Source organism: Enterococcus sp. DIV0240d, assembly GCF_051711245.1.
GTDB lineage: Bacteria > Bacillota > Bacilli > Lactobacillales > Enterococcaceae > Enterococcus_D > Enterococcus_D casseliflavus.
Genome location: NZ_JBIOMG010000003.1, coordinates 1 through 21,156 on the forward strand (window position 1 = coordinate 1; position 21,156 = coordinate 21,156).

The following is a 21,156-nucleotide window of genomic DNA, read 5'->3' on the forward strand; positions in this document are numbered from 1 at the left end:
GTTTAACGGCAAAGCAGCAATACAAAGCTTCTGGTTTGGTAGTTCAGTTGGTTAGAATGCCTGCCTGTCACGCAGGAGGTCGCGGGTTCGAGTCCCGTCCAGACCGTTGTTTTTGGCTCGGTAGCTCAGTTGGTAGAGCAATGGATTGAAGCTCCATGTGTCGGCAGTTCGATTCTGTCCCGCGCCATAGGAATGCGGGTGTAGTTTAGTGGTAAAACTACAGCCTTCCAAGCTGTTGTCGCGAGTTCGATTCTCGTCACCCGCTTTGCATTTTTTATTTGGGGCCTATAGCTCAGCTGGTTAGAGCGCACGCCTGATAAGCGTGAGGTCGATGGTTCGAGTCCATTTAGGCCCATTACATTTTTAAACTGGTCCGTTGGTCAAGCGGTTAAGACACCGCCCTTTCACGGCGGTAACACGGGTTCGAATCCCGTACGGATCATGCAAACACTCTTGAGAGTGTTTTTTTATTGCCCAAAAATGATCTTTTTATCATTTTTTCAAGCATGAGCAGTCAAAATTTGTTATAATCAGTCCGTTGCAAGTTCCCGAAAGGATTCGCAGCTGCGAAGATGCCTTGTAACCGAAACATATATTAGGGGGAATACAAAAATGACAGAGAAACACTTATTTACATCAGAGTCCGTTTCAGAAGGACACCCAGACAAAGTAGCCGACCAAATCAGTGATGCCATCTTAGATGCGTTGCTTGCCGAAGATCCAATGGCACGGGTCGCTTGCGAAACGTCAGTTACTACCGGATTGGTTTTAGTCTTTGGAGAAATTTCTACTTCTGCTTATGTAGATATTCAAAAAGTCGTCCGAGAAACCATCAAAGAAATCGGCTATACACGAGCAAAATTCGGCTTTGACGGCGATACGGTTGCTGTTTTGGTAGCGATCGATGAGCAATCACCAGATATCGCTCAAGGCGTTGACGATGCTTTAGAAAGTCGTGGAGAAACGGATAAAGAAGATATCGGTGCCGGCGACCAAGGCTTGATGTTTGGTTTTGCCGTTGATGAAACACCTGAATTGATGCCTTTACCGATCGCGTTGAGCCATCGGCTGGTACGTCGCTTAGCAGAGTTGCGTAAAAACAACGAACTAAGCTACTTGCGTCCAGATGCAAAATCACAAGTAACCGTTGAATATGATGATAACGATCAACCACAAAGAGTGGACACCGTCGTTATTAGTACCCAGCATGATGATGCGGCTGATAATGAAACGATCCACCGTGATGTCATCGAAAAAGTGATCAAAGAAGTGATCCCTGCCGATCTTTTAGACGAGCAGACAAAATATTATATCAATCCTACTGGTCGTTTTGTGATCGGCGGTCCTCAAGGGGATGCCGGTTTGACTGGCAGAAAAATCATCGTTGATACTTATGGCGGCTATGCACGTCATGGCGGCGGTGCGTTTTCTGGAAAAGATGCAACCAAAGTTGACCGTTCAGCCAGCTATGCGGCTCGCTACATTGCCAAAAACATCGTAGCAGCAAAGCTAGCCAAAAAAGTGGAAGTACAATTAGCCTATGCGATCGGTGTGGCACAGCCCGTTTCGATCAGCATCAACACTTTTGGTACAGGAACCGTCAGCAACGAGCGCTTGATCCAAGCGGTACGGGAAAACTTTGATTTGCGACCAGCAGGAATTATTGAAATGTTAGATTTGCGCCGTCCGATTTATCGTCAGACTGCCGCTTACGGACATTTCGGTCGTACAGATATCGATTTGCCATGGGAACGCACCGACAAGGTGTCGGCACTTTTGGCAAGTGTGAAGGATTAAAAGAGGCGACCTCTATTGATGACTATCAATAGAGGTTCTTTTTTTTGGAGTAAAAGGAGGAGTTATATGCGAACCAATGTAAAATTAGTCACCATTGCGGTCTTTGTCGCAACGTTTATGACCGCAATCGAAGGAACGATCATTACGACAGCGATGCCTACCATCGTCAGTTCATTGAAAGGGATCGAGATCATGAACTGGGTCTTCTCGATCTATCTTTTGACCAGTGCGATGTTGACCCCGATCTACGGCAAGTTTGCCGATAATATCGGCCGCAAACCAGTCTTTTTATTTGGGACGTTGCTGTTTATTATCGGGTCGGCGTTTTGTGGGATGGCCAACACGATGTTGACGTTGATCATTGCCAGAGCGTTGCAAGGATTAGGCGCAGGGGCCATGATGCCCGTTGCCCTAACGATCATTGCGGACCTGTATCCCGTTGAAAAGCGGGCGAAAGTCTTAGGGCTCAATAGTACGGCTTGGGGGATCGCCAGTGTCGTTGGTCCCTTAGCCGGTGGCTTGATCGTAGATACGATCGGGTGGCATTGGATCTTTTTTATCAACGTACCCATTGGATTAGGGCTGATTGCCTTGATTTGGTTTTATTTTCATGAAGAAAAAAAGGCCTTTGCTGCAGTCAACATTGATTATGCAGGCAGTCTCTTGTTGATGTTGACGCTAGTAGGGCTCCTGCTAGGCTTCCAGTTGCTGGGAGATTATGGTGTGAGTCTGCCTGTCCTCAGTCTGTTCGTTTTTTCTGTCCTTATGTTCATCGGCTTCGTTCGGGTGGAGAAAAAAGCAGCAGATCCGATTATTGATCTGAAGCTGTTTCACTCAAAATTATTTGTGGTGGTCAATATCGTAGCAGCTTTGGCTAGCGGCTTCTTGATGGGGATCGATGTTTATATCCCAATGTGGATGCAAGGGGTCTTAGGCATGAGTGCGGGGATTGGCGGGCTTGTGTTGGCACCGTTGTCGATTTTATGGATGATTGGCTCCTTCTTAGCCAGCCGTTGGTTGACACAGCACAGTGTCAGCTGGGTCTTGACGGTTAGCTTGTTGATCACGGCTACCGGTGCTTTGTGGCTGTTTTTGACACCGGCACAGACCTCATTCTGGTTGTTCTTGGTCATTTCTTCTATTACTGGCGTCGGGTTAGGGGCAACGATGGTGGTTTGTACGGTTACTGCCCAAACCAGCGTTGGCCCCACACAAGTCGGCGTGGCGACTTCTTTCAATACCCTGTTGCGAACGATCGGGCAAACCATCATGGTAGCGGTCTTCGGTATCGTTTTAAACACCAGTAATAGCGTAGGCTTAGCACAGGCACAAGTCAATGATAGCAGTGTCATGAATCAGCTAGTAGATCCAGCCGCTGCGCGCCAGCTGCCAACCGCATTATTAGGGCAATTACGGGAGATTCTTTATAGCGGTCTACACTGGGTTTTTGGGATCGGTGTTTTACTTATTGTGCTAGCGATTGGTTTGACCCGCACGATTTCGCGAGAATCTGGTACAATATAAAAAAAGGATCGCAGGTGATTGTATGGCTTTTTTACAAGCAAATATCTATTCAAATGTTCTTGAAATGGAGGTAATGATCGATGTGATCTTGCCTCAAAGTACCAAGAAAAAAATCGGCACGCAAAGCCAATCGACGGGCACAGATCTCCCGGTGCTTTATTTATTGCATGGGATGAACGGAAATCATAGTGTCTGGCAGCGACGGACGTCGATCGAGCGGTATGCCGCAGAGTATCAACTAGCGGTCATCATGCCGTCTACTGATCTGGGGTGGTATACCGATACGACCTATGAGATGAAGTATTGGACTTTTATCGCCGAAGAATTACCACAGATTTGCCATGAGCTGTTTCCTCAGCTGACGCAAAAACGAGAAAAAACTTTTGCGGCTGGGCTTTCGATGGGGGGCTATGGGGCAGTAAAACTCGGGCTGAGAAAGCCTGACCAGTTTGCGGCGGTAGCGTCTTTGTCTGGGGCATTAGCGCTGGCTGAAAGCATGGATTCCTTGCTGCAGCTGCGAAGCCAAGCTTATTGGGAAGGAATTTTTGGACCATTAGAGCAATTCAAAGAGTCAGAAAATGATTTGATCCATCTGATTGAGACCATCGATCCAAGCACAGCGCCGCGCTTTTTTATTAGCTGCGGAACCGAGGATCAGCTGTATCCGGCAAGTGAATATGCGGTGGATAAGCTGCAAAAACGCAAACTAGCCGTAACGTTTGAATCGGGAACTGGGGATCATGATTGGAATTTCTGGGATCAATGGATCCAACGAGTCCTGCAATGGCTTTTTAGTGAATAAAAAAACCATCAGTCGATCGACACCTTAACGTGCCGAGGACTGATGGTTTTTTCGTTCGATACAAAATAAGATCGGCGGTTGGTTGCGCTGATTGATAAATTGATAGGAAAGGACATTGAATGCCTCTTGCGGCAGCTGCTGACAAAAGGAGTGTACTTCTTTCAGCTCTGCTTCGCCGCCAGCGTGTCCATAATAGCAGACGAGGATGATTCTACCTTTCGGGGCTAAACGTGTCAGTAAAGCTTCTAAAGCCGTTTTCGTTGTATCAGGCAGCGTGATGATCGCTTTGTCCCCTTTCGGCAAGTAGCCTAAATTGAAAATGGCGGCGTGAACCGGACCACTCACAACATCTGCCAACGTCTCATGGCCTTGATGGATCAGCTGGACTTGCGCCAACAGCTCTTTTTCAGCCAACCGCTTTTTGGTAGCTTGCAGGGCTTGTTCTTGAATATCAAACGCAAACACCTGACCAGTTGGGCCAACTAAGGAAGCCAGTAATTCCGTGTCGAAGCCGTTGCCCATCGTGGCATCAACAGCGGTTTGTCCCGGTTGCAGAACTTCTTTTAAAAGGGTGTGGCTATAGCGCATGGCGGTCGGCAGCATTGACAGGCTCCTTTCGCACGTTGAATTTTCCTTGATAGGAGTTGCGGCGCAGCATTTCTTGATCGATCTCATTCAAGACTTCCCATTTTTTCAAACTCCACATTGGACCTACCAGAGAATCCCATGGTGCATCGCCTGTCAAGCGATGAATGATGATCTCTGGGGGGATCATTTCTAACTGATCGCAGATCAATGACACATAGGTATCGCGCCGCATCAATTGCAAACGTCCTTCATGATAATCCCGCAGCATCCGAGTATTGCGCATCAAATGCAGCAGGTGCAGTTTGATGCCTTGGATATCAGAATCTTGAATGGTGCGGCGGACATTTTCTTGCATCATCTCGATCGTCTCGCCTGGCAGGCCATTGATCAAATGGGTACAGACACGAATATTGTGTTTGCGCAGGCTGGCGACTCCGTCTAAGTAAGTTTGATAATCATGGGCGCGGTTGATGGCATTGCTCGTGGTTTCAAACGTCGTTTGCAGTCCTAATTCGACCCATAAATAAAAGCGTTGATTGAGCTCTGCTAGATAGTCAACGACATCTGCTGGTAAGCAGTCTGGTCGGGTCCCGATGGAGATCCCGACAACACCAGGTAGTGTCAGCACTTGCTCGAAGCGCTCGCGGATCACTGCCACCGGTGCGTGGGTGTTCGTAAAGTTTTGAAAATAGACAATGTATTTGTCCACTTGCGGCCACTTTTTGTGCATCATGGCGATCTCTTTTTCAAACTGCTCTGGCAGTGGGGCTTCAGGAGCTACGATCATATCGCCAGAACCGGACACACTGCAAAATGTACAGCCGCCTTTGGCAACGGTGCCGTCACGATTGGGGCAGTCGAAGCCCGCATCGATGGGGACTTTAAAGATTTTTTCGCCAAATTCTTGCCGCAAAGCAAAGTTCCACGAATGGTATCGTTTGTTTTTATCTTCTGCATAAGGAAATGGATTCATTTTTTTACCTTCTTTTATAATTGTTTACGCGTGAAGCGCCAGACAAAGCGTTTTTGCAAGTAGTACGGATAGGTCAACAGCAGCCAAGACAGGCCAACACAAAAACCGCCTAACACATCACTGGGGAAATGCACACCAACATAAATACGGCTGATGCCGATGCAGCCAATCAAAAGGCCCAGCAAAAGGCGGATGCCCCATTGCCAAAAAGGCTGCTTAAAGAAAACTGGGACCAAGAAGAGTAAGGTTCCATAAAAAATCATACTGCCCGTCGAGTGTCCACTGGGGAAACTGAAACTTGATTCCGTGACTAAGTGTTCAAGAGTTGGGCGCTCCCGTAAAAAGACCAGTTTGATCAATGGATTAAAGAGCCCAGCAATCCCGATGGTACCAATACTGAGCCATATAGCTTCAGCATAATACTTGTTGATCACTAAGACAGCTAAAACAGCGAGAAAGAGCAAGATGATCGTGGTAGGATTCGCAAATTTTGTGACCCATAGAAAAAACGGTGTCCAAAACGGGTAGCCGCTGCGGATGATGCGAGTCAAGGTTTCGTCAAAGGAGACCAACCAAGTAGGGTAAAATTTCACGACATAGCCGAGAAAAACGAACAGCAGTAAAAAGCAACTGCCCGCAAATTGAAAATAAAGTTTTTTATGCATGGATAAGCCTCGTTTCTAGAGAATTTCTGTCAATTATTGTCATTAAGTCAAAGAGACATCTAGAAGGTATTATAGCATTTATCACAAGTCGGAAAAAGCAGGGAACGAGCAGGGGGTTACTCGTCTGAGCAAGCGATACGTTTATCGGGAGCAGGCCAATTGCTTCATTGCAATAAATGTTCGTTTGATTACAAAGAGTTTACAGTTTCTGAAATCGGCTCAAATACCTTTTATAAATTCTTAAGAAATTGTATACTAAACCTACGTTCACTATAAGGAAAAAACGGAGGAATAACGGACATGAACACGAGTCAATCAAGAAAAGTACATCGTCAAGCAGACCAATCGGGCGATAAGTATCGAGTGATCAAAAAAAGTGCAGTTGTTTTAGGAACAACACTGACTGCTTGCTCTGTTGTAGCTCCATTGGTGTCATCGGTTCAAGCAGAAGCCGTAGAGACCTCGATCGCCCAAGTTTCTACTAGCAATTTTGCCGCGCCGAATACTTCCGCGTTTATTGCTGAAATCGCTACGTACGCCCAACCTGTGGCAAACGCCAACGATCTATATGCTTCTGTGATGATCGCGCAAGCCATTTTAGAAAGTGGTTGGGGCCGAAGCAGCTTATCAAAAGCACCGAATTACAATCTTTTCGGAATCAAAGGCAGCTATAACGGTCAAACCGTTTATATGAGTACCTTAGAATATTTGAACAACCAATGGTTGACTATGAATGAACCCTTTAAGCGTTACCCATCTTACACGCAATCATTTGAAGATAACGCACGTACTTTACGCTCAACTTCTTTACAAAGCGGTGTCGCTTATTATTCTGGCGCTTGGAAAAGCAATACGACTTCATATCTTGATGCAACCGCATGGCTAGCAGGCCGTTATGCGACTGCACCAAACTATGCCTCTTCACTGAATGCCGTGATCCAGCAATTTGGGTTGACGAAATATGACACGCCAGCTTCTGGCAATGCCGGTGGTGGCGCCACAGCCAGTGCTTCAACGAGTACGACGACCACGACATCAGCTGTCAGCACGAGCGGTAGTCAAACCTATACAGTCGCTTCGGGGGACTCAGTCTGGTCGATCGCCAACAAACATGGCATCTCCATGGATCAGTTGCGCAGTTTGAACAATATCAAAAACGATTTTGTTTATCCAGGACAAACCTTGAAAGTCAACGGCAGCGCCCAAAGTACTTCGGCAACTTCAACGGTATCGATCGTCAATCGCAATGCTTCAGCAACTACATCAGGCAATACCTACACCGTAGTTTCTGGTGATTCCGTTTGGTCGATCGCCAATAAGCATGGCATTTCGATGGATCAATTTCGCAGTTTGAACAACATCAAAAATGATTTTGTCTATCCAGGGCAAAAAGTTGTCGTTAGCGGTGGTTCGTCTACGAATACCAGCAGTACTACGACCGTCAGCACGGCATCAACGGCTAGCCAAAGCAGTGGCGGCACCTACACGGTGGCAGCTGGCGATTCAGTCTGGTCGATCGCTAACAAGCATGGCATCTCGATGGATCAGTTCCGCAGCTTGAACAATATTAAAAACGACTATGTTTATCCAGGTCAAAAGGTGGTTGTCAGCGGTAGTTCTACCCGTACAAGTACAACGACGAGCACGACCGTCAGCAGCCAAACCAGCAGCAGTGCTGCAGGCAACACCTATACGGTGGCTTCTGGTGATTCAGTCTGGTCAGTTGCCAATAAACACGGGATTTCGATGGACCAATTCCGCAGCTGGAACAACATCAAAAATGATTTTATCTATCCAGGACAAAAGGTGGTCGTCAAGCAAGGCGGCACGGCAGCTACTACCAGCACTTCAGCGACAAATGGTACGTACAAGGTCGCATCGGGGGATTCTGTTTGGGGGATCGCAGATAAGTTCGGCATCACGACGGATCAATTTATCCAATGGAACAATATTCAAAATAACTTTATTTACCCAGGACAAACAGTTAGGGTAAAATAGATTGCTATTCCTAATGATTTTTGTTAGGATAAGTGCAAAGAAACTTTCACGTTTGAGAAGGAATAGTAGAAGTACGGTGGGACTTTTAGAGAGTGCATGGTTGGTGGAAATGCACAGCACACCTTTCGAACTCGTCTTCGAGTGATATCTGACTGAACCTGATTTGGCTAGGCAGATACGGCGATGGCCGTTAAAACATCGAGGTCTGCTTTTTTGAGGAGCAGATAAACTTAGGTGGTACCACGTTGATAACGTCCTATAAAAATCATAGCGATTTTTATAGGACTTTTTTTAAGTTTTGCTGGTTGATTTGACGAGCAAAACACCAATTTTTTTAGGAGGAGTCCATCGTGAATTACAATCACAAAGAAATCGAAAAAAAATGGCAAAAATATTGGGCAAAGAAAAATGAATTCAACACCCATGATGAGCCGGACAAACCAAAATTTTATGCGCTAGATATGTTCCCATATCCATCTGGACAAGGATTACATGTCGGACATCCAGAAGGCTATACAGCTACGGATATCTTGAGTCGCTTCAAACGCAGCCAAGGGTACAATGTACTGCACCCAATGGGCTGGGATGCCTTTGGTCTGCCTGCCGAACAATATGCACTAGACACTGGAAATGATCCAGCGGAATTCACGAAGAAAAATATTGAGACCTTCCGCCGTCAAATCAATGCGCTAGGATTCAGCTATGACTGGAATCGTGAAATCAATACGACAGATCCCGAGTACTACAAGTGGACACAATGGATCTTTACCAAGCTTTATGAAAAAGGGTTAGCTTATGAAGCCGAAGTTCCAGTAAACTGGGTACCAGAGCTTGGGACCGTGATCGCCAATGAAGAAGTCATTGACGGCAAAAGCGAACGGGGCGGCTACGATGTGATCCGCAAACCGATGCGCCAATGGATGCTTAAAATCACGGCGTATGCTGATCGTTTGTTGGACGATCTTGAAGAAGTTGATTGGCCAGAAAGCATCAAAGAAATGCAACGCAATTGGATCGGACGTTCGGTCGGAGCCAACGTTACGTTTAAAGTGGCAGGGATGGAAAAAGACTTTACCGTCTTTACGACTCGCCCAGATACCTTGTTTGGTGCGACCTACGCCGTATTGGCGCCAGAACATGAGCTAGTGGCCCAAATCACTACACCAGAACAAAAAGCAGCCATTGATGCCTATGTAGAAGAAGCGTCGAAAAAATCTGATTTGAACCGAACAGATTTGGCCAAAGAAAAAACTGGTGTCTTCACAGGTGCCTATGCCATCAATCCCGTGAATGGCAAAGAGATCCCGATTTGGATCGCCGATTATGTTTTGGCTTCTTATGGAACAGGTGCGATCATGGCGGTTCCTGCCCATGACGAACGTGACCACGAATTTGCCAAAACATTTGGCTTAGAGATCATTCCTGTATTGGCAGGGGGCAACGTGGAAGAATCTGCCTATACCGAAGATGGACTGCATATCAATTCAGACTTTTTGGATGGGCTAGACAAAGAGACAGCCATCGAAAAAATGGTCGCATGGTTGGAAGAAAAACACGTTGGGAAAAAAGAAGTCAGCTATCGTCTTCGCGATTGGTTGTTCTCTCGCCAACGGTATTGGGGAGAGCCAATCCCAATCATCCATTGGGAAGATGGTACGACTACGACGCTTCCTGAAGATCAGCTGCCGTTGCGTTTGCCAAAAACCGACAATATCAAACCAAGCGGTACTGGTGAATCGCCATTAGCCAATGTCACAGATTGGGTCAATGTCACTGACCCTGAAACCGGGAAAAAAGGACGTCGTGAAACCAATACGATGCCGCAATGGGCTGGAAGCTCATGGTATTTCTTGCGCTTTATCGATCCTCATAATAAGTCTGTTTTGGCAGACTACGACAAATTGAAACGCTGGATGCCAGTCGATATTTATATCGGTGGCGCAGAGCACGCTGTCTTGCACTTGCTTTATGCTCGCTTCTGGCATAAATTCTTGTATGATATCGGTGTCGTGCCAACGAAAGAACCATTTGAAAAATTGTTCAACCAAGGGATGATCCTTGGGGAAAACAATGAAAAAATGTCAAAATCCCGCGGCAACGTCGTCAATCCAGATGATGTCATCAATCAATACGGTGCGGATACTTTGCGTCTATATGAAATGTTTATGGGACCATTGGATGCATCGATCGCTTGGAATGAGAATGGTCTTGAAGGCAGTCGTAAATTCTTGGATCGTGTGTGGCGCTTGATCGTCGATGAAAATGGCAAAATGCGTGACCGCATCACGACATTCAACGATGGCAAATTGTCGAAAGTTTACCATCAAACCGTTAAGAAAGTGACGGAAGATTTTGAGCAGCTGCACTTCAATACGGCGATTTCCCAATTGATGGTCTTTGTCAATGAAGCGTACAAAGCCGATGCCTTGCCTTACGAATATGTCGAAGGATTTGTGCAGCTATTGGCTCCGATCGCACCGCATATCGGGGAAGAGCTATGGTCGATCCTCGGGAATGACCATGGGATCTCTTATGTGCCATGGCCAACCTATGACGAAAGTGCCCTAGTGGAAGACGAGATCGAAGTCGTCTTTCAAGTCAACGGCAAAGTTCGCGCCAAAGCAATGGTGCCAGCGGATGCCGAAAAAGCAGTGCTTGAACAATTGGCACAAGAAAACGAACTTGTCCAAGAACAGCTCCAAGGAAAAACGATCCGTAAAGTGATCGTCGTACCGAACAAATTGGTCAATATCGTTGCAAACTAAACGCTAAAAAATAGCTGCCTAGCAGATCGAGGGTCTGTTAGGCAGCTTTTTGGTGACGACAAAGAAAAAAAGTGTTACTGAGTAGTTCTCAGCAACACTTTTTTGTTATTTTTTGCGAATGATCCCATAGAACAAAGCGGCTGTTGCGACCAATGGAATCAAGATCACTAGTAGAAAGCCGTTTGGATACGTAGCGCGAGTGAAAATTTCTGATGAAGCATCACTTCCGCCAAATAGATGATTGGAAATCATGAACTGAGCCATCATAGCAACGATTGCGACAAAACCAATTGCAGCACCAGTACCGACGAAAATTTTTTTCTTTGCGTTGTTCATTACATTTGCCCCTTTTATAGTCTCTATGTATCATTATACAAAATTTGGATGCGTGTTCAATCTGATTTTGTCAAATAATTGATTCGTAATACACTTGAAATATTTCTGACATATTTAAGCACCAGAAGAGTAAAAATTCCCCTGTAGACCGATCATATTATTCGCTGATCCTCACGGACTCTCGTATAATAAAGTAAGAGAAAAGAAAGAGGGGACTTACATGGAGTATCAATCATTTGAAGGCCAGTCGGCTTTTTTTGAAGATTATGCACGGATTGCCAAACCTGGCTATGAGGAAGAGGCAGTCACTGCCGATGTCTTGGAACAGTTGAATCAACAATTAACAGAAGAAGAGCTGTTTTACCGTTTAGCAGCCGAAGATGCCAAAGAAGGGCAAGTCTTTTTGTTTCCTTTCAGCAAACGAATGTTTACCGAAGACCTTGACGCCGCCATTTCAACAGAATTCCGTTATGATGGCGCACCCTATGTCTATGAGACTTACGAAGACGAACAACCTTAGTCACGCAGAAAAAAAGCTTTCAGATGATCTGTTAAATCATCTGAAAGTTTTTTTGTTGAGGCAACTTGTTGCTATTGGTGTTTGGCTTGCTGCTGCGCTAAGGTCAAGTCACCGATGTAAGGGACTTTTTTTCCAGCGACTTTCAAGTATTGTTCGGCGCCTTTGCCCGCAATAATCACGATATCCTTACTGTCTGCTTCAGCAATCGCTGATTTGACGGCTTGAGCCCGATCCATCTCATGAATGATGGCGACTTCAGGATTGGTGATTGCAGCTGCGATTTCTTTTGCGATCGCAGCTGCTTCTTCAAAATCAGGATCATCGCTGGTCAGGTAGACTTTGTCCGCATATTCTCCTAGCGCTCGTCCCATATCTGCTCGGCGAGATTGGGCTTTGCCGCCAGCACTGCCAGTGACAAAAAGCAGGCGGCCTTCTGGGCGCAATTGGCGGGCAAGTTCACTTAATGATTGGAAGCTAAGGTAATTGTGGGCATAGTCAACGATCATGACTGCACCATTTTCTTTTTCTAAAACGATCATTCGTCCAGGGATGATCACTGTCGGCAGGACTTTCTGAGCGTCCTCACGAGAGGCACCCGCTAAGCAGGCAGCTAAAATCGCAGCTGCAGCGTTCTCATGGTTGAAAGAACCTAAAATCCCCAGTTGATATTCACCAGAGACTTGCAAGACATCAGAAGCAGCTGACAGCGCAAAGCCTTTTAGATCTGTCCCTTCTTGGACGACATAATCGGCGTCTGAACGTCCGTAGGTAATATAAGGAACTTGATGGACTTCACAAGTTTCTCGTAGCAAGTGGTAGTGATCGCTTTGGCGATTTAAAATCATCTGTTTGCTGTTGCGGATCAGTTCCCGTTTGCAGTAAAGGTAATCGTCATAAGTTGGATGTTCCACTGGTCCAATGTGATCAGGCGAAATATTTAAGAACGCGCCAATATCAAAGGTAATACCGGCGACCCGTTTGGTTTTATAGGCTTGGGAAGAAACCTCCATCACAAGATGGGTCATGCCGTTTGCGACAGCCTCGGCCATCATCTTATAAAGATCCAGTGTTTCGGGGGTCGTCAACACTGCTTCATTAAAGGTTTTTCCGTCGACTGAGTTTTCCTCAGATGAAAAGAATGCTACTTTTTGACCCGTCGATTCTGCTAAAATCGCCCGAGCAAAATAGGCGCAGCTGGTTTTGCCTTTTGTTCCAGTGATGCCGATGGTCACCAGCTGTTCTTGAGGATGGCCATAAAACGCTTGAGCGATCACTGCCATCGTTTCTCGAATGTCGGTGACGATGATTCCATAAGTTGCAAAGTTGTCATAGGGCGTTTCGGAAATGTAGCACTGAATCCCTTGGTCAATGGCGGCAGCCAGGTAGCTTTCTTTAAAAGAAGCCCCTTTACAGAAAAAAAGCGTCGCCGCATCGGCTGTTCGCGAGTCGTAGCTTAATGAGGTAAAGGCAAGATCAGTCATTTCTTGCGGCACGGTATAAACCCAATCAGTGGGGGTGATGATTTCTTTCAATAGGTTTTCCTGCAATAAGAGCTTGCGGATCTGTGGCACGGTAATGAGTTCCTTTTGCATCGTTGTTCTCCTTCATTCCTCTAAAGATTTCTCTTATTATAGCATAACTCCTAAAAACCGCCGTTTGGGAGGGAAAAGTTTTCTTTTTTTTCTCCTTATTTTGAAGAAACTTTAAGATGTTGCAAAAATAGATTGCGACCAACCCTTTTTCGAATTAAAATGGAAGGGATATGTTTGTAGAAAGTTGGAGATAATGGCGATGGATAAACACATGCGTTCAGTGTCAAAAGAATTAACTACACAAGAAAAAATGGCTCAAGGATCTGCTTGGATGACGATGGGAAATATCGGCTCACGTTTGCTTGGCGCCATTTACATTTTACCCTGGTATTATTGGATGGGCGCAAATGCGGATAAAGCAAATGCGTTGTTTGGAATGGGCTATAATGTTTACGCCTTATTTTTAATGATCTCCACTGCGGGGATCCCTTCAGCAATTGCCAAACAGATTTCTTTTTACAATTCTCGCCAAGAATACCGCACGAGCCAGAAGCTCTTTTTAAGAGCGTTTCAATTGATGGCAGGTTTTGGCGTGGTGACCGCTGGAATCATGTATTTGGCAGCCCCATGGTTGGCAACGGCTTCAGGCGGAGGCGCAGAATTGATTCCTGCGATGCGCTCATTGAGTATTGCTTTATTGGTTTTTCCTTGTATGAGTGTCATGCGAGGGTATTTCCAAGGAAACCAAGACATGAAACCTTTTGCGATCTCGCAAGTCGTTGAACAAATCGCTCGTGTCTGTTATATGCTTTTAGCGACCTTCATCATTATGCGGGTCATCGAAGGCGAATACACGGCAGCCGTGACGCAATCGACCTTTGCCGCCTTTATCGGTGTCTTAGCCAGCATTTTGGTATTAGGCTATTACTTCCAAAAGCAGCGGGTGCGGATGGATGTTTTAGTCGATATGAGCAAAGAAGAAACGGTGCTGCAAACCAAAGAATTGGTTTTAGCGACCATCAAAGAAGCGATCCCTTTTATTATCGTAGGCTCAGGGATCACGATTTTAAAATTGGTGGATCAGTACACCTTTGTTCGAATGATGAGCAGTTTTACCGAATTTTCAAATGATCAGCTCTTAGAACTAATGGCGATTTTCGGCAGCAACCCTGATAAGCTGACGATGGTGGTTATCGGATTAGCTACTTCCATGGCTTCAACGGGACTGCCTTTGATCAGTGAAGCAGTCGCCAAAAAAGACAAAAAGAACTTAGCCAAATTGATCAGCAACAACTTGCAATTGTATTCCTTTGTAATGTTTCCAGCGACTTTTGGGATGATCGTACTGTCTTATCCTCTATACACCTTGTTTTATCGTCCAGATGCGTTAGGGGCGAGCGTCTTAGTCGCTGCCTGTCTGTCTGGTCTGGTCTTGGGCTTGTTTATGCTTAGTTCGAGTATGCTGCAAGGGATGTACCACAACAAAGAAGCGGTTGTTTTCTTCTTTGTAGGGTTACTGGTGAAAGTGATCTTGCAGTATCCAGCGATTCGTTTGTTCCAAGTCTATGGACCATTGGTTTCTACCACGATTGCCTTAGGGATCGTCTGCTGGTTAAATATTCGCAAAATGATTCGCAAAGGCCATTTCAATGTAAACTTAACGTTGCGACGGACATTATTGATTGGCGCGATGACGATCATTATGGTGATCGCAGCGTTGATCGCTCGCCAACTCTTTGGGCTTGTCTTGAGCTCTGAAAGAAAAGTCCAAGCCTTTATCTTGAGCTTGCTAGTAGCAGGAGTCGGCGGCAGTGTATACATCTACATTGCGCTGAAATTGCGTTTAGCTGAAAAACTACTCGGCTCATCAATGGTACGTTTACGCCAGAAATTACACATCAAATAAAACCAGAAGCAGCCGCTGAGCCTCCTTTGTGAGACCTTGGCGGCTGTTTTATATGAAAGGAAGAAACCGATGCGTTTAGACAAGTTTTTAGCGGATATGGGCCATGGCTCCCGCAAAGAAGTGAAACAGTTGATCAAAAAAGGGCTCGTGACCGTCAATGGACAAGTCATCAAAAGTGACAAAGCACAAGTACAAGAAACACAAGATACCGTTTGTTTTGAGGGGGAACCCATCGCCTATCAAAGCCAGTTTTATTATTTGCTGAATAAACCCGCCGGCGTGATTTCGGCAACCGTCGATTCCTATGAAGAGACGGTCTTAGATTTGTTTTCTGAAGAAGCATTTCGCGAAGATCTGTTTCCAGTAGGACGGTTGGATAAAGACACCGAAGGCTTTTTGCTGATTACGAACGATGGCGGATTGGCGCATCAATTATTGTCGCCTAAAAAGCATGTGGAAAAAGAATATTATGCCCAAGTCGAGGGAATCATGACAGCGGAGGATCAAAAAATCTTTGCCAAAGGCATCAAATTAGACGGCGAGTGGACTTTGCCGGCTGAGTTGCAGATCCTCAACGTCGATGAAGAAGAAATGCGCAGCGAGATCAAACTGATCCTCCATGAAGGCAAGTTTCATCAAGTCAAACGGATGGTCCATGCAGTAGGAAAAGAAGTCGTTTATTTGAAACGGATTCGCATGGGAGGCCTGTCCTTGCCTGATGATTTGGCATTAGGCGAGTATCGGGAATTAACGTCTGAGGAATTGGCGAAGCTGCAAGAGCGAGGATAAGGCGGTTGGCGAGCTAAAGAAATTCTTATAAAAGTTGTTATTTGGCTGCAATATTTGTAAAAAAAGCCCGTTTTATAGGTAATTTACATGAAAATTTGCAACAATAGACTTTAAACTGTTGGAAAAACCCTCTTTTTTTTCATGAATAAGCATGTTAAAGTAGCCAAGCTACTAAAAAAAAGAAGGAGTTGCCTCATTGAAGAAAAAGATTTTTTTATTGCTCGCCCTTACGTTGCCGCTTTTCCAGCCAGCTGTCAGTTATGCTGCTGAAACGAAGAGCACCGAGGAACTGACGGTTTTGACTGCAGAACTTGCAACGTATGAAGAGGAAGTCACCACTAGCCAACAGAAAGTCACAGCGCTGGAAAGTCAATTAGCGGATTATCAGGAAGAATTAAGCCAATTAGCACAAGAAAGCCAGGAAGTTCAAACGCAGATCGCTGCTCTGAATGACCAAAAAGCCCAGCATCAAGAAAGCCAAGCGCCAAGCAGCCCGGTAGTCGACGGACCACAAGCCACGATCCAACAACTACGCAAGTTTAGTGAACAACAAGCGGCTTTACGGGAAGTGAACCAACAATTGGCGGAAAAAGAAGCCCAACAGCAACGAATCACTTCGTACCAAACCTTGACGCAAGCCCAATTAGTACATAGTAAAGAACAACTAGCAACAGCAAAAGAAGAATTGCAGAGCCAACAAGAGCAGCTGCAGCAAACGCAAGCGCAAGTACAAGACTTGCAAGAAAAAGTGGACAAAGAAGCAAAAGCCGCTGAAGAAGCAAAACAAAAAGCCAAAGAAGCAGCAGAGAAAGCAGCAGCCAGTGAATTTTCACTGCCAATCACGGGCGCCGTGTCGATCTCCAGCGGTTTTGGTACTCGAGCTGACCCAACTGGTTTTTCTGGGACGCAGCATGATGGGATCGACTTTACAGGTCAAGCGGGGGAGAAGATCGTCGCCGCTCGTGATGGTCAGGTAGAAGATGCTGGTTATGGTCCAAGCACGGGGAATTACGTGATTTTGGCTCATGATAACGGCTTTTACTCGTATTATTTTCACTTAACAGCTATCAGTGTCTCGAAGGGGGCAACCGTTGCAGTCGGCGAGCAAGTCGGTACGATGGGGACGACTGGAAACTCGACTGGCGTCCATTTGCACTTTGGATTGAGTAAGACGTTGTGGTCAGATTTCGTTGATCCAGCAGCTTACTTACCGCTATAAGCCGAAGCACCGAGTAGAAACATTGAAAAAAACATCTGAAACCAAAAAGCATGACTGACAAGAGGGGTTCCTCAAGTCGTCATGCTTTTTTTGTTTACCACAAGCCCGGTTGAGCGATGATCACTAACTGTTCTTTGGTAAAGGGATGCTCCAGATGCAATTCATAGCCATGCAGCAGCAAACGCGGCGCTGGTTTGTTTTGGTAAAGCGGGTCACCGACGACTGGATGACCGATACTGGCAAGGTGGACGCGAATTTGGTGGGTCCTCCCCGTATCTAACACACAATACACATCGGTCGTCTTTTGTTGGGTGTGGGCGATGGTTACATGGGTGACGGCTGACTGACCGTTGCGGGGGTCAATGATTCGCTTGCGACGATCATGACGGTCACGACCGATTTTTTTGGTGATCGTTTGATCTTGCGTAAGTTTACCCCAAACTGTGGCTTGATAGCGGCGGAAAATCTGTTTGTTTTCCAACATTCGACCCAAGATCGGCAACACCAAAGGATTTTTTGCGAATAAAACGACACCGCTGGTTTCTTTGTCTAGACGATGGACCACATAAGGCTGCTGCTGTTTCGGCGCAAGGTAAGCAGCGGCATCATTCAATAGGGTATCTGCTTCTAATGGCTGATTGGGGTGCGTCTTGACCCCCGCAGGCTTGTTCAGCACCAATAAGTGCTCATCTTCAAAAAGTACGTTGACTTTGTCTGCTTGGCCTAACTGGATCGGCTGATAGCTGTAATCACTGTCTTCAATGATCAAAGTGATTTGATCGCCGCCACGAACTTCTTGATGAAACATCGCGGGCTGCTGATTGACGATTACATTTTTCCGTGTGCGCAGAAAATGGCGCACTTTTCGTGGGACGAGCCACTCCCGTTCCAACAAATCGCGAAGCGGCATGGGCGGGTGATTTTTGGGTAAAGTCATGGTGTATTCCATAAAAACGTCCTTTCTTTGCTGTTAGCTACCGACTATTATAGCATCTTTAAGCTTTTCTTATAAAAAAAACAATAAAAAACAGAGCATTCAATGCTAGAATAATAAAGCATTCTTTTCGAATGAAATTACGTCTAGAGCCGTATAACAAAGAAAGTCATTTATGCTACACTTAACCAAAGGAGCGTGAAGTAATGGATTGGAAACACATCCTTCACAAAATAAAGACCGGTTGGCTGACCTTTTGGCGCTGGTTAAAACCGTATTTGCAGCAATTTCATCAATGGCGCAAGCGGGTTTGGAAAAAATACCACGTAAATAAAATTTTTATTTTACTTAGTTTAGTTGCTATCTTAATCATGAGCGGGTATTTGTTTTATATCGCTAAAAATACGAAAGTCAGTGAATTAGAGTCAGGTCTGAAAGAATCGACGGTGATTTTTGATGCCAATGGCGATGAAGCAGGGCAGTTGTACTCGCAAAAAGGCACGTACGTTTCTCTTGATGCCATTTCCAGTGATGTGGTCAACGCCTTGATCTCAACCGAAGACCGCAACTTCTATAATCACCACGGGTTTGATATCAAGGGGATCGCTCGAGCAGCCCTGCGCATGCTGGTCAACCGCAGTGCCGAAGGCGGTGGGGGAAGTACCATCACCCAGCAGCTTGCCAAAAATGCCTATCTGTCCTTGGATCAAACCTTTAGTCGAAAAGCCAAGGAGCTTTTCTTAGCGATCGAGATCGAGAAGAAATATTCTAAAGATGAGATTTTGGAAATGTATTTGAACAGTTCCTATTTTGGTAACGGGGTTTGGGGCATTCAAGATGCCTCGCTAAAATATTTCGGTGTCAATGCTTCTGAACTAAGCGTGGGAGAAGCTGCGACGTTGGTGGGGATGCTCAAAGGTCCTTCGATCTATAACCCGATCGACAATCTGGAAAACGCCACGAACCGTCGCGATACCGTCTTGAGTTTGATGGTGGATAACGGCAAGTTGGACCAGTCCGTTGCTGACCAAGAATCACAAGTTGCCTTAGCTAATTTACTGTATGATGGATTTGGCAATTCAGAATCTGGCTATAAGTATCCTTATTATTTCGATGCGGTCATCGATGAAGCCGAATCCTATGGGTTGGACGCCGATGATGTCATGAATCGCGGCTACAAGATCTATACAGCACTGGATCAAAACTACCAAGCGCAAATGGAAGCTGCCTATAAAAACGATGCCTTGTTCCCTGAAAATGCCGCTGATGGCACGATGGTGCAATCAGGCTCTGTCGCACTTGATCCGAATACCGGTGGGGTGCAAGCGGTGGTGGGTCGTCGTGGCGAGCACGTCTTTAGAGGCTTTAATTTTGCCACGCAAATGAAACGTTCACCAGGCTCCACGATCAAACCGATCAGCGTCTTCGCCCCTGCCCTAGAAGCTGGGTTTGAACCCGACAGTATCCTGAAAGACGAGCCCCTCGATTTTTATGATGCTCAAAACTTTGATGGGACCTATGCTGGCGAAGCAGTCATGTATCAAGCCCTCGCCCAAAGCCTGAATCTGCCAGCAGTTTGGCTGTTGCATGAGATCGGCTTAGATCGTGGGTACAGCAAAGCACAAGAGTTTGGACTTTCCTTGACCGAATCCGACAAATATTATGGCTTAGCATTAGGTGGTTTGGAAAAAGGGGAATCACCCATGACGATGGCAGCAGCGTATGGCGTTTTCGCAAATGGCGGGTATTACTACAAACCGCATTTGATCACCAAAATCGTTGATTCAACTGGTGCCGTGATCGTTGACAATACGTCTGTGCAAGGCAAACGGGTGATTTCTAAAGAGACCGCTGATAAAATGACGAGCATGATGCTGGGCACCTTTTCTAACGGGACGGGTGTTAGTGCCAGTCCGTACGGCTTTACGATCGCCGGTAAGACGGGTACGACAGAGACCAACTTTGATGCTTCTAAGGTCAATGACCAATGGATCGTCGGCTATACCCCTGATATGGTTCTTTCAACCTGGCTAGGATTTGAACATGTGAGTGAAGATCATTACTTAACGGGAACTAGCGGACAAGTCGTTGGGAAAATATTCAAAGCAGAGGCCGAAAGCTTACTGCCTTATAGTCAAGGCACCCAATTCCAAGTTGCAGACGCTTATTGGACAGGTGGAAAATTGATGGCAGCCGATGAAGTACCAGATCCTGAGAGCAGTACGTCACAAAATGGCAATGATTGGCAGAAAACCATCGATGACTTTGCCGAAAGCGCCAAAGAAGGTATGAAGGAATTCGGCAGCAAGATCAAAGAAGGAACGAAAGAACTGTTTGGCGGCTTGTGGAATTCCATCAGCGGAAATTAAAGGAATTAGGCAACTGCTAGTCTAGAACCTGAGAAGAATGGTATACTAGAAAAAAAGAGGAGGCGTCAAAATGGCAAATATTTATGATACAGCAAACCAATTAGAACGTGAATTACGCGAGTCAGAACAGTTTCAAGATTTGAAAGGTTCTTTCGACCGCTTGAAAGCAAATGAAGAAGCGTATGCGTTATTCAAAGAGTTTCAAGAGTTGCAACAAAGCCTGCAACAAAAAATGATGGCTGGCGAAGAAATGACAGAAGAAGAAGCGCAAAAAGCCCAAGAATTATCGCAAAAAATTCAACAAGACGGCATTGTTTCTGACTTGATGCAAAAAGAGCAAGCCTTCAGCTTAGTAGCCAATGACTTGAACCGCATCATCATGGGTCCTGTAAGAGATCTATACGAAGCGTAATCGCCAACAAACAAAGACCAAAGAAGC

Annotated in this window: 17 protein-coding genes, 5 tRNA genes, 1 riboswitch and 1 other annotated feature; of the genes, 16 read left to right on the plus strand and 6 right to left on the minus strand. The window is 45.8% G+C overall.

The annotated features are described in order from the left end of the window. The first annotated feature begins 32 nt into the window (after nt 1–32). From IGJ25_RS16535 to IGJ25_RS16570, 8 genes are all read left to right on the plus strand, one after another. Nucleotides 33–106 (plus strand) — tRNA-Asp (locus IGJ25_RS16535). 8 nt (nt 107–114) lie between these two features. After that, a tRNA-Phe gene (locus IGJ25_RS16540) sits at nt 115–187 on the plus strand. 7 nt (nt 188–194) lie between these two features. Beyond that, a tRNA-Gly gene (locus IGJ25_RS16545) sits at nt 195–265 on the plus strand. A 16-nt stretch (nt 266–281) separates the two neighbouring features. Beyond that, nucleotides 282–355 (plus strand) — tRNA-Ile (locus tag IGJ25_RS16550). Between the two features lie 15 nt (nt 356–370). Beyond that, a tRNA-Glu gene (locus IGJ25_RS16555) sits at nt 371–442 on the plus strand. Between the two features lie 91 nt (nt 443–533). Then, nucleotides 534–615, plus strand: a riboswitch (SMK box riboswitch). Then, nucleotides 613–1,797: a methionine adenosyltransferase gene (metK, locus tag IGJ25_RS16560; RefSeq protein WP_115232893.1), complete on the plus strand. Its 1,185-nt coding sequence runs from the start codon at nt 613–615 to the stop codon at nt 1,795–1,797. (Overlaps the previous riboswitch by 3 nt.) A gap of 66 nt (nt 1,798–1,863) precedes the next feature. After that, a complete protein-coding gene (locus IGJ25_RS16565; protein ID WP_016609940.1) occupies nt 1,864–3,321 on the plus strand; it encodes an MDR family MFS transporter in 1,458 nt (485 codons plus the stop codon). 22 nt (nt 3,322–3,343) lie between these two features. Next, a complete protein-coding gene (locus IGJ25_RS16570; protein WP_225001319.1) occupies nt 3,344–4,123 on the plus strand; it encodes an alpha/beta hydrolase in 780 nt (259 codons plus the stop codon). A 24-nt stretch (nt 4,124–4,147) separates the two neighbouring features. Here IGJ25_RS16570 and IGJ25_RS16575 read toward each other — a convergent pair whose 3' ends face one another. From IGJ25_RS16575 to IGJ25_RS16585, 3 genes are read right to left on the minus strand one after another with little or no spacing between them, the layout of a single operon-like run. Further along, nucleotides 4,148–4,726, minus strand: coding sequence for a tRNA (mnm(5)s(2)U34)-methyltransferase (locus IGJ25_RS16575; protein ID WP_034857576.1), 579 nt, complete (start codon nt 4,724–4,726; stop codon nt 4,148–4,150). Beyond that, entirely contained in the window at nt 4,701–5,684 is a 984-nt protein-coding gene (locus IGJ25_RS16580; RefSeq protein ID WP_081116954.1) for a TIGR01212 family radical SAM protein, read from the minus strand. Before IGJ25_RS16580 ends, IGJ25_RS16575 begins: the two co-directional genes overlap by 26 nt. Nucleotides 5,685–5,698: 14 nt before the next feature. Continuing rightward, nucleotides 5,699–6,349, minus strand: a complete 651-nt coding sequence (locus IGJ25_RS16585) for a phosphatase PAP2 family protein (RefSeq protein ID WP_005227675.1) — start codon at nt 6,347–6,349, stop codon at nt 5,699–5,701. A gap of 300 nt (nt 6,350–6,649) precedes the next feature. Here IGJ25_RS16585 and IGJ25_RS16590 point away from each other — a divergent pair, with 300 nt between their 5' ends. Both IGJ25_RS16590 and leuS read left to right on the plus strand, forming a co-directional pair. Continuing rightward, entirely contained in the window at nt 6,650–8,347 is a 1,698-nt protein-coding gene (locus IGJ25_RS16590) for a LysM peptidoglycan-binding domain-containing protein (protein WP_081116953.1), read from the plus strand. Between the two features lie 42 nt (nt 8,348–8,389). Beyond that, nucleotides 8,390–8,609 (plus strand) — a binding site (T-box leader). Nucleotides 8,610–8,697: 88 nt separating this feature from the next. Further along, nucleotides 8,698–11,112, plus strand: coding sequence for a leucine--tRNA ligase (gene leuS, locus IGJ25_RS16595; RefSeq protein WP_438779478.1), 2,415 nt, complete (start codon nt 8,698–8,700; stop codon nt 11,110–11,112). Between the two features lie 105 nt (nt 11,113–11,217). Here the strand turns inward: leuS and IGJ25_RS16600 are convergent, their stop codons facing one another. Further along, nucleotides 11,218–11,448 carry a hypothetical protein gene (locus tag IGJ25_RS16600; protein ID WP_005227680.1) on the minus strand — a complete coding sequence of 77 codons (231 nt, stop codon included), beginning with the start codon at nt 11,446–11,448 and terminating at the stop codon, nt 11,218–11,220. 220 nt (nt 11,449–11,668) lie between these two features. On the opposite strand from IGJ25_RS16600, the gene IGJ25_RS16605 reads away from it, so the two are divergent. Next, nucleotides 11,669–11,968 carry a DUF5960 family protein gene (locus tag IGJ25_RS16605; RefSeq protein WP_005227682.1) on the plus strand — a complete coding sequence of 100 codons (300 nt, stop codon included), beginning with the start codon at nt 11,669–11,671 and terminating at the stop codon, nt 11,966–11,968. A gap of 71 nt (nt 11,969–12,039) precedes the next feature. Here IGJ25_RS16605 and murE read toward each other — a convergent pair whose 3' ends face one another. Then, a complete protein-coding gene (murE, locus tag IGJ25_RS16610) occupies nt 12,040–13,560 on the minus strand; it encodes a UDP-N-acetylmuramyl-tripeptide synthetase (protein WP_081116952.1) in 1,521 nt (506 codons plus the stop codon). A gap of 199 nt (nt 13,561–13,759) precedes the next feature. On the opposite strand from murE, the gene IGJ25_RS16615 reads away from it, so the two are divergent. From IGJ25_RS16615 to IGJ25_RS16625, 3 genes are all read left to right on the plus strand, one after another. Further along, complete coding sequence (locus IGJ25_RS16615; RefSeq protein ID WP_015510492.1) at nt 13,760–15,406, plus strand: putative polysaccharide biosynthesis protein; 1,647 nt, start codon at nt 13,760–13,762, stop codon at nt 15,404–15,406. A 69-nt stretch (nt 15,407–15,475) separates the two neighbouring features. Then, complete coding sequence (locus IGJ25_RS16620) at nt 15,476–16,195, plus strand: pseudouridine synthase (RefSeq protein ID WP_225001320.1); 720 nt, start codon at nt 15,476–15,478, stop codon at nt 16,193–16,195. 196 nt (nt 16,196–16,391) lie between these two features. Next, entirely contained in the window at nt 16,392–17,414 is a 1,023-nt protein-coding gene (locus tag IGJ25_RS16625) for a M23 family metallopeptidase (RefSeq protein ID WP_081116950.1), read from the plus strand. 94 nt (nt 17,415–17,508) lie between these two features. On the opposite strand, the gene IGJ25_RS16630 is transcribed toward IGJ25_RS16625, so the two are convergent. Beyond that, nucleotides 17,509–18,363 carry an RluA family pseudouridine synthase gene (locus tag IGJ25_RS16630; RefSeq protein ID WP_438779479.1) on the minus strand — a complete coding sequence of 285 codons (855 nt, stop codon included), beginning with the start codon at nt 18,361–18,363 and terminating at the stop codon, nt 17,509–17,511. A gap of 191 nt (nt 18,364–18,554) precedes the next feature. Between IGJ25_RS16630 and IGJ25_RS16635 the strand changes: the two genes are divergently transcribed. Next, nucleotides 18,555–20,717, plus strand: a complete 2,163-nt coding sequence (locus IGJ25_RS16635) for a PBP1A family penicillin-binding protein (protein WP_005227705.1) — start codon at nt 18,555–18,557, stop codon at nt 20,715–20,717. A 70-nt stretch (nt 20,718–20,787) separates the two neighbouring features. After that, the gene (locus tag IGJ25_RS16640; RefSeq protein ID WP_005227708.1) at nt 20,788–21,129 is read left to right on the plus strand and encodes a YlbF family regulator; all 342 of its coding nucleotides are present in this window, start codon (nt 20,788–20,790) and stop codon (nt 21,127–21,129) included. Nucleotides 21,130–21,156 lie beyond the last annotated feature (27 nt).